Origin of the sequence: Xylanibacter rarus, assembly GCF_001275135.1 — a bacterium.
Taxonomy (GTDB): Bacteria; Bacteroidota; Bacteroidia; order Bacteroidales; family Bacteroidaceae; genus Prevotella; species Prevotella rara.
Map to the genome: position 1 here is coordinate 40,457 of NZ_LFQU01000017.1, position 13,000 is coordinate 53,456.

The following is a 13,000-nucleotide window of genomic DNA, read 5'->3' on the forward strand; positions in this document are numbered from 1 at the left end:
TAAGAAACAAGTCGAGTGTGTAATTGCTAAACAAAGAAGAAAAATGAAACCTATTGTAGCCATAGGAGATGTTCACGGTCTTGAAAAATGGAGAAGCATAGTTGATGAGCACGAAGACTGCACAATCGTGTTTCTGGGTGACTATCTTGATCCGTATGAATACATTACGCGCAGGCAACAGCTGGATAACCTGCGTGACATCATAGAACTTAAGAAGCGGCGCATGGACGACGTGGTGCTGCTTCTTGGCAACCATGACCTGCATTATTTCTGCGACAGGGCCCTGCCCGGCTCGCGCTACGACTTTCAGATAGAGAGGTTTGCCGAGGCTATGTTCAACGCCAACATAGAGCTGTTTCAGTATGCCTATCAGCAGGGCAACCGGATATTTACGCATGCCGGCATACAGCACAGCTGGTTTGTAGACGACTTTAAGGGCGACCTTACTCAGCCTATAGCGCATCAGCTAAATAATCCCGAGTCAATCCAGTTTAACGCCATGTTGCGCCTTGGGCATGCCAGGGGAGGACGCATAGGCAAAATCGGAGGAATATTCTGGGCAGACATAAGCGAACTGACCGATCCGCTGCATGGATATACGCAGATCGTTGGCCACAACCGCGTTGACGACATTACGGAGCGCTGCGGATATAATGACAACAAGATAATCTTCTGCGACTGTCTGCGCAACGGCAAATATTATTATGAGGAATGAGGCTGTAGGCCGTATGAGGCGGTTTTCATGCCTATACAGACAGGCTGTATAGTGTATACAGTATGGGTACAGCCTGAATTTCTCACTTGACATGGATTAAAAACATATAATTCATCGAAAAATTTTTGCTGCTTATGCTGCGGTTTGGCATAAGTGGCATTTATTTTTGCACAAAAATTAAATAACTTCGTATGATACTTTCAAACACATATATAAAAAATGAGTCAGCATTAAGAAAATATTTTTTAGGAAATATAAGACTTAATTGGACTTTTGGTTAGGTGATGTCATGGTGTAATTTCTTGATTTCAGACAATATTGGCAGGATAATGATGCCGTTGAGGCAGTTTCTGTGATTATATCCGTATGTTGCGGAGCTTTGTTATTTGCATAATGATAAGCTTATGCTGAGAAGAAGCGATAGGTTTTGTTTTGGGGTAAGATATTGTTTGCAATCGAAAGAAATGGGTGGGCTGTGGGTTTTTGTTTCTTATGAATAAGCATGTTTGGCGTACACAGGCTGCAGTATTGTCTGCATGGTTGTGGGCACGTGCATGTTGCGGTTTACATTTTTTGTACGTTGCGGCTTATAGCTTGGCGTATAAATAATAAATAGCTGGCTGTTGTTGATGCTGTGTTGCCGGTGTCAGCCGTTATTGTTACGGCTGATGTCGGTTGTGTATTGATATTAGAACCAAAAAATAAATAGACAATTAATTATGACAAAAGACCTATTCGACAAGTATATATGGCTTGTTGATGTAATTTATCGCTCGCGAAAAATAACGTTTGAGGAAATCAATGAGCGGTGGCTCAGGTCGAGCCTGAGCGACGGGCAGGACATACCTTTAAGGACATTCCACAACTGGCGTGCGGCCATAGAACAGATTTTCGACATAAACATTGAATGCAACAGAAAAGGAGGCTACTATTATTACATCGAGAATGTAGACGACCTGGAAAACAACGGGTTGCGAAACTGGCTGCTGAACACCTTTTCGGTTAATAATCTGCTTGTAGACGGGCATAACCTCAACAAGCGCATATTGTTTGAATATATGCCTTCGGACAAAGTGCATCTCGAAAAGATTCTTGAAGCCATGCGCGACGGACATGAGGCACGGCTCGAATATAGGTGTTACTGGTGTGAAGAGACAGGATATTATACTTTTAGACCTTATTGCGTAAAATTGTTCAAGCAGCATTGGTATGCAGTGGGGCTGTGTGTCGAATGCGGTTCGGTACGCACATTTGCGTTAGACCATATAATAGATATGCACATCACCGACAAGGAGTTTGTCTATCCCAAGGACTTTAACCCGGAGAAGTTTTTTGAAGACAGCTTCGGCATAGTTATAAGTGACGACAATCCGGTAAAAATCCGCCTGAAGGTGTATGGAATGCATGCGTCGTATATGCTCTCTCAACCTTTGCATCATTCGCAGCAGGAAGTTGAGACTGCCGAAGGTTACTCGGTGTTTGAGTATTATATGCGCCCTACGTGCGACCTGATACAGGAGATATTGTCGCGCGGCTCGGATGTAGAGGTGGTATCGCCCGAAAGTTTCCGTAAAAAAGTTGCTGAGGTGATACGCAGGATGGCCGGAAGATACGATGATAATTCATAATTTATGATTGGCTACACTGAACCACGTTTCACAATTTTTTCCGCCATGAAATGAGGTGATGAATCTCTGACATGGCGGAAACTTTTTTATTAAGGATGAATAGCTAAGAAACATGGATCGTTTTAATTAAATTGTGAAACGCAGTTCAGTGCAGCCAATTATGAATTGTTCTTTTGCATTCTTCTTTCGATTTGTATTCACGTTTCGTTTTAATGTTGTATCTTTGTCAGCGGATTCGCGATGAATATACAGGAAATATCTGATTTATATGCCAAGTCGCCGCAGGTTGCGGCACTGGTCAGGTTGCTGGAAGACAAGTCTGTTCCGACCGTTTTCCTGCAGGGACTTGTTGCGTCGGCCGCTCCAATGATGTTTGCGTCGGCCGCACGCCGTGTCAGTCCTATGTGTCTTTTTGTTCTTAACGATGCCGAGGAGGCCGGCTATTTTTATCACGACCTTACACAGATAATGGGCAACACAGATGTGCTGTTTTTCCCCTCGTCTTATCGGCGTCAGGTGAAGTACGGACAGCGCGATCCGGCCAGCGAGATATTGCGCACCGAGGTGCTCAGCCGCTTGTCGGCGCCGCTTGAGGGCCATCCTCTTTATGTGGTTACATGTCCAGAGGCGTTGAGCGAGCTTGTTGTGTCGCGCAAGAAACTCGATGAGCGCACATTGCTGCTGCGCACAGGCGACACGCACGACGTTATACAACTGGAAAGAACGCTGCGCGACTTTGGCTTCACAGAGGTTGACTATGTTTACGAGCCGGGCCAGTTTGCCCTGCGCGGAAGCATTCTCGACGTTTTCTCATATAGCAGCGAATATCCTTTCCGTATCGACTTTTTCGGTGATGAAATCGACTCTATACGCACTTTTGAAGTGCAGAGCCAGTTGTCGCGCGACAAGCGCGAGCGCATAGAGATAGTGCCCGAGTTGGCAACGCTGACCGACGAGAAAGTGTCGTTCATGCGCTTTCTGCCTGAAGACACCATCATTGTGGCTAAAGACATTCTGTATGTGCGCGACGTTATAGACCGCACCTATCATGACGGCTTTTCGCAGCAGGCTAAGAAAGAACGTCTCGAGGGACTGACCGAGATGGAGCAGCAGGCCGTGATGAAGGAGCTTAGGGCCGACTCCATGCTGATAAGCGGAGCACGCTTTATGACCGATGCTTCTGGTTTCAGACGTATGGAGATGGGCACAAAGCCGACGGGCACACCGACGGCAACGCTGAAGTTTGACATGACGCCTCAGCCGCTGTTCCATAAGAACTTCGACCTGCTGACAAAGGCTCTTGAAGACTATATGCTGCGCGGATATAAACTTTATATCCTTGCCGACAGCGTCAAGCAGAACGAACGCCTGAAAGACATCTTCACCACGCTGGCAGACGAAGGCAAAGCCGGACGGATAGAGTTCTTGCCTGTTGACAAGACTCTGCATGAAGGATTTGCCGACAACAGTATGCCGGCATGTTTCTTTACCGACCATCAGATATTCGACCGCTTCCACAAATACAGTCTGCGCTCTGACGCCGCACGCAGCGGCAAGATGGCGCTCACCATGAAAGAGTTGCAGGAGATGGAGCCGGGCGACTATATCGTACATGTGGATTTCGGCATCGGGCGCTTTGCCGGACTGGTGCGTGTGCCGGCAGGCAATAGCTATCAGGAGGTGATACGCATCATTTATCAGAACAACGACAAGGTGGACGTGAGCATCCACTCGCTCTACAAGATATCAAAATACAAGCGCCGCGACAGCGAGACTCCGCCACGCCTGAGCACACTCGGCACAGGTGCATGGGACAGGCTGAAGGAGCGCACCAAGAAGAAGATAAAGGACATTGCGCGCGACCTTATAAAGCTATATGCGGCGCGCCGACACGAACAGGGCTATGCCTTCAGTGCCGATTCGTTTATGCAGCATGAGCTTGAAGCCAGTTTTATATATGAGGACACGCCCGACCAGCTGAAGGCCACTAACGATGTTAAGGCCGACATGGAGAGCCGCAGGCCTATGGACAGGCTTGTTTGCGGTGATGTAGGCTTTGGCAAAACCGAGGTGGCAGTGCGTGCTGCATTTAAGGCAGCTTGCGATTCTAAGCAGGTGGCAGTGCTTGTGCCTACAACTGTTTTGGCTTATCAGCACTATCAGACGTTCTCAAAGCGACTGAAGGATTTTCCAGTGCGTGTTGATTATCTGTCGCGCGCACGCAGCGCAAAGAAGACTCGTGAGGTGCTGACTGACCTTGCCGACGGCAAGATTGACATCATTGTCGGCACGCACAAGCTGATAGGCAAGAGCGTGAAGTTTAAAGACCTAGGACTGCTCATAATAGACGAGGAGCAGAAGTTTGGTGTGGCAACAAAGGAGAAACTGCGCAAGATGAAAGTGAACGTAGACACGCTGACCATGTCGGCAACGCCGATACCGCGCACGCTGCAGTTCTCGCTGATGGGTGCGCGCGACATGAGTATAATGCAGACTCCGCCGCCCAACCGCTATCCTATATGCACCGAGCTGCACACCTTTGACAAGGAAGTGATAGCCGATGCAATAAACTTTGAGATGAGCCGCAACGGACAGGTGTATTTCGTTAACGACCGCATAAGTAACCTGCCTGAGCTTGCCGCCATGATACGTAAGTATGTGCCCGACGCGCGTGTGGCCATCGGTCACGGACAGATGAAGCCCGAGGAACTCGAGAAGATCATAATGGACTTCATGAACTATGAATACGACGTGCTGCTGTCTACCACCATCGTTGAGAATGGAATAGACATAAGCAACGCCAACACCATAATTATCAACGATGCTCACCGCTTCGGACTGTCTGACCTTCATCAGATGCGAGGCCGTGTCGGCCGTGGCAACCGCAAGGCATTCTGTTATCTGCTTGCTCCGCCTAAGTCGGTGCTTACGCAGGAGGCCCGTCGCCGGCTTGAGGCTCTCGAGACGTTCTCTGAACTTGGCAGCGGATTTAACCTGTCTATGCAGGACCTCGACATCCGCGGAGCCGGCAATCTGCTTGGAGCCGAGCAGAGCGGATTTATGGAAGACCTTGGGTATGAGACATATCAGAAGATATTGAATCAGGCCGTAACCGAGCTGAAGAACGATGAGTTCAGCGATATGTATGAGGACGAGATGGCCGAGGGCAAGACATTTACGGGCGACGACTTTGTTGAGGACTGCGCCATTGAGAGCGACCTCGAGATGTATCTGCCCGACCAGTATGTGCCTAGCAGCAGCGAGCGTATGCTCCTTTACCGTGAACTTGACAACATTCAGACTGATGCCGACCTCGACGCTTACCGTTCTCGTCTTGTCGACCGTTTCGGTCCTGTGCCTCACGAAGGCGAAGAACTTATGCATGTTGTTCCGCTGCGCCGTATAGGCAAGCGTCTTGGCTGTGAGAAGATCATCTTGCGTCAGGGGCAGATGCGCATGCAGTTTGTGAGCAACCCCATGAGCGCATATTACCGTAGCAACGTGTTCGACACAGTCTTAAACTATATCGGTCATAATCCGCGAACATGCAATCTGAAGGAAGTGGCCGGTAAGCGCATGATGATGGTTACGGGCATTAATACCGTTGGCGAAGCCGTAAAAAAACTGCGTGAGATAGAAAGTTTTAAGTGAAGAACGAAGAGTGAAGAACGAAGAATTCAATAGCTTTGCCGTATAGATTTTATTGGCAATTACTATGCATTTGAATTGACTAACGTCGAACACTGTTTCTTTGTTCTTCACTCTTCGTTCTTCACTTTATTTATTCTGTGTTTCATTGTTCTCAGTGCGCTGTATGATATGCCGGTGGTTAGCATAATTTCGTCGTTGGTTTTGCCTTTGTTAATCATTATCAGCAGGAAAATGTTATACGGAGTCAGCTTTTTGTAGTTATGCTCTATGCTTTCTATGGTTTTAGGGTCTATAGTCCTGTAATATTCAATCACGGCCTCATAGTCGTCCTTTTTCCATGTTATGGTCTTACCTCCTTTTTCCAGTTCATCGTAAAGCGTGCGTCCGTGGCCGAGAATAGTCATTCTCCTTTCTTTCAGACTCTCAATTTTCTTGTTCAGTTTCTCTATTTCCTTTTCGTTCTTGTCTTTCTCCTTGTCGAGTTCGCTTATCTTCTGTCTGTATTGTTCCGTCGTTCTGCTTATGTCCTCAATTTGTCGTTTTGTCGCATTTCTTCTTCTGCGGTTATATGCAAGCATGGATATCATTACAGCCGCAGCCACAACCATTACGGCTGATATGGCAATCACGAGTCTGTTTTGGGCTTGCTCATCAGCCGCCTTTCTTTCGGCATTGTTTTGCAGACTGAGCATGTGTTCTGTCTGCTGCTTAGTCTTTATGCTGTCTTTTGTGGCCAAAGCCCTTTCTTCAAGTTCAGACGCCTCTTTATATTTTCCCTCTTTTTTTTTAAGGTCTGCCATCCATAACAGCACTTCTGCCTTAAGTTCAAGTTCGTTAGTGTTTAGTGCGTCGTTCAGCAGTTGCCATGCCTTCCGGTTCTCTCCTCTTTCAAAATAAATTGAGCCTATGATATAATATGCGTGCGCATTTGGCTTAATTTCCAAAGACTTTTTCGCATAAAGGATAGCTTCGTCATACATGTTTTTGTTGATGAAACTTATACTTATATTTGTCAATATTTCTGCAATATGTTCATTGTTATTCAAATATTTTAAATAAGGAATTATTTTTTTTGAATATACTATGCTGCTGTCAACTTCTTCAATACGATTAAAAGCTAAATTAATCTTATTCATTGATAAGGCGACAAGAATTTTGTTGTTAGCTTTTCGGGCTGTTTGAAGAGCCTTTTTTGCATAGCTTAGTCCGGTTTGATAATTGCCGGTGTCGATATTTATAAAAGATAAGTTGATATATATTTTCGTAATGAAGTTAAGGTCGCCTGTTCCGTTGTTCAAGTGTTCCGCTTTTTTTATTAAGTTTATGCCTTCGCTTTTGTTTCCTCTTTGATAGCATACTATGCCTTTATAATAATATGCCTTGGCCAGCAAACTCTTGTTGTTGTTTTCTTCATAGAACCTTATGCTTTCATTAATCAAGGAGTCTGAATCGGTTTGCTTGTCGAGACAAAAATTTGCTTGCGTCATCAGCAAGTCATAATATGCTTTGTTTTCTTCGTTTAGCCTTTTGACATTTATGTCCGACAGGTTATTCATGGCAAGTTCATATTTCTCCTTTTCAAGCAGTCTTTCTATTTCCGACAGCTTTTCATGTGTGTCGTTGTCGTTACTGCAATTTGTTAATATTAAAACGGATAAAATAAGGCAGAGTATAATTTTTGTCATTGCTTCAGAATTTTGATTAAAGGTATGAAAATAATACCAATCGAGCAAGAAAATGAACGTTTTATCATTGCATCGTGTTACATTTTTAGTTTGGTAAACTCTGTAATATAGGCGCTAACGTGTTGATGCATAATGCTTTATGCTTAAATGAAAAATGTAACACACACGAAAAGATAAGCCGAAAAAGTTTGGATGTAATTTTGGATAACACTAATTTTGGAAGTAGCAAAATTAAAAAAGTATTATGAAAAAAATCATCATGTTATTTATGCTTTTGGCTGTAATGACATCAGCCGGGGCGCAGAACGCATCAAATGCGGAAAAGTTTTTTGACAGGTTATTAGTAGATTTTGAAGTTGGTGGCGGAACTAAGTGTAATGGCGTCACGCTGCTTTCGCCAAGTGTAAATTTAGGTTATAAGCTCCTTCCTCGTATGTCTTTGTTCCTGCACACAGAAACGCTGTATGGGCATTATGACGAACTGAAAAGCTACGCAAGGACACAAGTTTACGGAGGTGGAGCAGGCTATACATTATATGAAGCAGATGCCGTGGCTCTCGAAGTGCGTGGCACGGTGGCAGCAGGACTTAGTTCTGAATGGAAAAATGTTATATACGACGCTGCGCTGATGATGAAGTTAGGACGCGGAAAAATACATATGAACGTCGGTGTGGGATTCCGCCACATCAGTTCGCGCACAGCCGGCGTAGACAATTATAATGGTGCCAACTTCATATTGGGCTTCGGTATTTAGGTCTTTTTTAGATGCTTACAGACGGGTTATTGAAAAAGACGCTGAAAATCGTAACTAAATCACATTGTTTTGCTTAACGTATGCCTGAAAATGTGATATTGTTAATGTGGACTGTAAGCAAAATTATGTGCAAATGTTTTAAATCATTAACCTATCGTTTATGCATCGTAACTCGGCCACTTTTACATCAAAAGTGGCCGAGTTTTTAGTCGTAATCCTATGACTTTTTTTATGCTATCCATAAGGTTATGATAAAACTGAGAATTTATAATTAAATTATATGCATAAGGCGGTTTGTGTTTAAGCTTTTAGCCACAGCTGTCTTATGATAAAAAACTCCCCGTAAGCACCCAACTGTGCTTACGGGGAATAGAATATGATAATAAAGATTTTGTTATTCAGCCGTCTTCTTCATAAACTTTCTTACAGGTCTGTCGGCGTTGTTGCTGCCGTCAGCACGTGTTGAAGGCGAGTAGTCTGGATAAGAGTAGCCATACCAGCTGTCCCAGCCCCATTCGAAGTCACCCCAGTTAGGTGATGACGTCTTGCGCAGCCTGAACTGCATTGGGTCGCCATATTCGCCTATGATAGTTCCGCTGAACCAGCTTTCAGATAGCGAGTAGTCGTATATTGTGAAATAGGTGTCGTCCTCGCGTGAGTAAATTTCGATGTTGCGGTTGTTCACTCTCCATTCTATGTGGCTTGCGAAATAGTCCCACGGGGCATCGCTGTAATAGTCAATCCAGTAGCCTGTGCCCGAAGCATACTCGTAAGGATCCTTGTCGAAGGCCAGGATTGAGTAAGAAGAGTAGTAGGTGTGTCCGTTCCACTCGCTCGTTACGTACATGTCGCCTTCCCAAACGCCCCACAGTGTGTCGGCTATGTATTCGTCGTCGTCGCAGCTTACGAATGTCAATGACATGGCTGCCATCATTATCATAGCAAGGATAGATGTAAACTTTTTCATAATATATCGCTTTAAATTATTAATATTCTGTTTCGCTGTTTTAAATATTCTGTTGCAAATATAATTCATTGTGTCTGCCTGTGCAAGCATAAATCCATATTGTTTTTAGGAATTTCCCTATTTTTATGTTACCAAAAGCCTACTTTCATAGATGAATCGTGCCGTGAGAGACGCGCAGAAGTGAGGGCGCGATAACGGCAGAAGGCTTTATAGTCCGGTGTAGAGCGAGATAGTGGGGAGTAAGTTTTTAAAGCTCCGTTTAATTTAGTATCTTTGCATTCGTGCAGAATAATAAACAGACTGAAGGATGAAAAACAAGAAACACTTGATTATGGCAGCAGCCCTTATGGCTGCCCCGGTGTGCGCACAGGCGCAGGCCGTACACGAAACAATGAAGGTGAACATTGAGCGCGGGCGCATTGATGCCGTTACGGGCATAGTATATTCGCAGATAACATCGGCATCAGACAACCGCACGCTGCAGATGACTTTGCTCGTGCCGTGTACGGACAAGCCAAAACCGGCCATAATATATTATCCCGGCGGCGGATTTCTTTCGGCAGCACACGACAGATATGTAGAGATGCGCATGGCTCTGGCTGAGGCCGGCTTTGTGGTGGCATCAGTAGAGTATCGCACCGTGCCCGACATGTTTCCGGCTTTGCTGGTCGACGGCAAGTCGGCCGTCCGCTATCTTCGTGCCCATGCCCGTCAGTTTGGCATCGACCCTCAGCGCATAGGCGTGATAGGCGATTCGGCAGGAGGCTATCTTGCGCAGATGGTAGGCGTTACGGGCGGCGACAAGGAATATGATCAGGGCGACTATCTCGACCAGAGTTCGGATGTGCAGGCCGCAGCGACAATTTATGGCATAAGCAACCTGATGAACATAGGCGAGGGGTATTCAAAGGAGATACAGGACATACACGCATCGAAGGCCGTTACCGAGGCGTTGCTCGTTCACGGAACGGCGTTTGCCTCTTATCCTGGCGCAAGCATTCTTAGCGATACGGCAAAGGCCATGAAGGCAAGTCCGATGGGGCATATACGCAAGGGACTGCCTCCGTTCCTGATAATGCACGGCACGGCAGACGCGCTGGTGTCGCCTGTGCAGAGCAGGCAGCTGTATGACGCGCTGAAGAAAGCAGACAACGACGTAAGCTATGTAGAGGTTGAAGATGCCGGGCATGGCGACATGTACTGGTTTCAGCAGCCTGTCATCGACCGCGTGGTTAGATGGTTTAAGGAGAAACTTGCAGAAAAATAATATTTTTGTGAATTAAGAAAATCAAAGGGGGCGTTTTTTGAGCGAATCAAAAAACGTCCCCTTTGATTGTTTATGGTGTCTTTGTTAGGATGATAATCAACGAGACAAACGTTCCGGCTGATTTGCGCGGGTGTTGTTGTGTGTAGCGAGAATCTGCCGGAATTAAATATAACAACCAAAATCAGAGCGGCTAATTTTCTGATCTATCGCCAGCTCATAAACAATTTTGTAGTTTCGGCATCATGATGGTCGAAGAACAGACTTTTGCCTGTGTCGAGTGTGGCTATCTCTGCCATTTCCTCGTCTGAAAGTTCAAAGTTGAAGATGTCGAGATTCTGCTTCATGCGCTCTATGTGAACAGACTTCGGTATTATTATCACGCCACGCTGAATCAGCCAGCGCAATGCAATCTGTGCCACGCTCTTGCCGTGACTGTTGCCTGTCTTTGTGAGAGTTTCGTTGCTGAACAGATTGTTGCGGCCTTCCGCAAGCGGACCCCATGACATGATGTGTGTGCCGAACTCCTCCATTATCTTCTGTGCTTCAGTCTGCTGATTGAACACATGCGTCTCAACCTGATTGACCGCAGGCACAATGTCGACGTTGCTGGCCAGGTCGATAAGGTGGTCGGGATAAAAGTTGCTCACGCCTATGGCGTGCAGCTTGCCCTCTCTGTAGGCATCCTCGAGTGCCCTGTAGGCTCCGTAGCGGTCGCAGAATGGCTGATGAAGAAGCATCAGGTCGATGTAGTCGGTCTGCAGCTTGCGCAGACTATCGTCTATCGATGCTTTTGCCTTTTCGTAGCCGTAGTTGGATATCCACACCTTGCTCACGATGAAAATGTCCGACCGGTTAATTCCGCTGCTCTTCACGGCACGTCCCACGCCTTCCTCGTTGTGGTAGGCCTGTGCCGTGTCAATCATCCTGTAGCCTGTTTTCAGTGCGTCGCTCACGCAACGTTCACATTCGTCGGGCGAAACCTGATATACGCCGTAGCCTATCTGTGGCATCTCTATTCCGTTGTTCAGTTTTATTGTCTTCATGTTACCTTCGTTTTTATGTTTAGCAAAATGTTTCTTTCACTTTGCAAAGTTAGCAATAAATAACTGAGTGAAGAGGATATGGATTACGGATAGATTAACCACTTTTACAGACTTTTTTAATCACTCTTTGAGACGTCGGCTGCATAGCCGTTTCAGCTGTGTCTGCCGGCAACGTGAAGGCATGCGCTGCCTATGGCCTTTGCCTCTCGGTTATAGCCACCTTTATCACTCCGTCAAGCCTGTTTTCAAACGTTCGGTAAGCCTCTTCAATTTCGTTTAGCGGATAGCTGTGGGTTATCAGCGGGGTGGTGTCTATGTGGCCTTCGGATATCAGACGCAGAATTTCGTCGCAGTCGCAACCGTCAACGCCGCCTGTCTTGAACGTAAGGTTTTTGCCATACATGTCGGGCAGCGGCAGTGTCTGCGGCTTGTCGTAAAGAGCTACAACGGTAACTATAGCATTGGGACGTGCGCATCGCCATGCCAGTTCGAAAGTGTCGTCGGCTCCTGCCACTTCAATCACTCTGTCGGCGCCGCCGTGACTGCTGTTGGCTCTTACAAAGGCTTCGGCGTCTTCGGGCTTGGTTACGAGTACATCGGGATAATGACTTCGTACAAAACGGATGCGCTCGTCCGACTTCTCGCAGACGATTATGCGCCGTGGCTTATGGAGCATGGCGCACAGCAGGGTGCATATGCCTGTCGGACCGGCACCTATTATCATTACTGTGTCGTCTGATGTAATTTCGGATATGCGTGCTGCCCAGAATCCTGTGGCAAGTATGTCGCCTGTGAAGAGTGCCTGCTCGTCTGTTACGTTGTCGGGTATGCGGTTGAGTCCGTTGTCGGCGTGCGGCACTCTTACATATTCGGCCTGTCCGCCGTCTATTCGGCAACCTAACGCCCAGCCTCCGTCGGGGTCTTCGCAGTTGTTCACGTAGCCGTGCTTGCAGAAGAAACATTCGCCGCAGAACGTTTCAACGTTCACCGTAACGCGGTCGCCCGGCTTAACGTTTCTTACTTCAGCTCCCACCTGTTCAACTATGCCCACCATCTCGTGGCCAACGGTTATGCCGGGCACGGCCCTCGGCACGCTGCCGTGCTTTATGTGCAAGTCGCTCGTGCAGATGCTTCCGAGGGTTACGCGCACAATGGCGTCGCGCGCGTCTTTAATTTGCGGCACGGGCTTTTCTTTAAGTTCAAACCGTCCGCGCTCTATGTATGTGTATGCTAACATCGTTTTGCTTGGTTTTATGGTTATATTAAATATGTTTCGGTATGTAATGAGTT

The 13,000-nt window shown here is 46.6% G+C and carries 9 protein-coding genes; 5 read left to right on the plus strand and 4 right to left on the minus strand.

The annotated features are described in order from the left end of the window. Nucleotides 1-43: 43 nt before the first annotated feature. From ACU52_RS09345 to mfd, 3 genes are all read left to right on the plus strand, one after another. Complete coding sequence (locus ACU52_RS09345) at nucleotides 44-715, plus strand: metallophosphoesterase (RefSeq protein ID WP_053398613.1); 672 nt, start codon at nucleotides 44-46, stop codon at nucleotides 713-715. Between the two features lie 719 nt (nucleotides 716-1,434). Further along, the gene (locus tag ACU52_RS09350) at nucleotides 1,435-2,343 is read left to right on the plus strand and encodes a helix-turn-helix transcriptional regulator (RefSeq protein WP_053398614.1); all 909 of its coding nucleotides are present in this window, start codon (nucleotides 1,435-1,437) and stop codon (nucleotides 2,341-2,343) included. A 240-nt stretch (nucleotides 2,344-2,583) separates the two neighbouring features. Beyond that, nucleotides 2,584-5,994, plus strand: a complete 3,411-nt coding sequence (mfd, locus tag ACU52_RS09355) for a transcription-repair coupling factor (protein ID WP_053398615.1) — start codon at nucleotides 2,584-2,586, stop codon at nucleotides 5,992-5,994. Nucleotides 5,995-6,101: 107 nt separating this feature from the next. Here the strand turns inward: mfd and ACU52_RS09360 are convergent, their stop codons facing one another. Continuing rightward, nucleotides 6,102-7,679, minus strand: a complete 1,578-nt coding sequence (locus ACU52_RS09360; protein ID WP_053398616.1) for a tetratricopeptide repeat protein — start codon at nucleotides 7,677-7,679, stop codon at nucleotides 6,102-6,104. Between the two features lie 244 nt (nucleotides 7,680-7,923). Here ACU52_RS09360 and ACU52_RS09365 point away from each other — a divergent pair, with 244 nt between their 5' ends. After that, nucleotides 7,924-8,433 (plus strand): hypothetical protein, encoded by a 510-nt coding sequence (locus ACU52_RS09365; protein ID WP_053398617.1) that lies wholly within the window; start codon nucleotides 7,924-7,926, stop codon nucleotides 8,431-8,433. Nucleotides 8,434-8,827: 394 nt separating this feature from the next. Here ACU52_RS09365 and ACU52_RS09370 read toward each other — a convergent pair whose 3' ends face one another. Continuing rightward, on the minus strand, nucleotides 8,828-9,400 hold the full coding sequence (locus ACU52_RS09370) for a hypothetical protein (protein WP_053398618.1): 573 nt from the start codon (nucleotides 9,398-9,400) through the stop codon (nucleotides 8,828-8,830). A 307-nt stretch (nucleotides 9,401-9,707) separates the two neighbouring features. Between ACU52_RS09370 and ACU52_RS09375 the strand changes: the two genes are divergently transcribed. Then, nucleotides 9,708-10,667, plus strand: a complete 960-nt coding sequence (locus ACU52_RS09375; RefSeq protein ID WP_021855374.1) for an alpha/beta hydrolase — start codon at nucleotides 9,708-9,710, stop codon at nucleotides 10,665-10,667. Between the two features lie 203 nt (nucleotides 10,668-10,870). Here ACU52_RS09375 and ACU52_RS09380 read toward each other — a convergent pair whose 3' ends face one another. Further along, a complete protein-coding gene (locus ACU52_RS09380; protein ID WP_053398619.1) occupies nucleotides 10,871-11,710 on the minus strand; it encodes an aldo/keto reductase in 840 nt (279 codons plus the stop codon). A gap of 190 nt (nucleotides 11,711-11,900) precedes the next feature. Then, complete coding sequence (locus ACU52_RS09385; RefSeq protein ID WP_053398620.1) at nucleotides 11,901-12,947, minus strand: alcohol dehydrogenase; 1,047 nt, start codon at nucleotides 12,945-12,947, stop codon at nucleotides 11,901-11,903. Nucleotides 12,948-13,000: the final 53 nt, after the last annotated feature.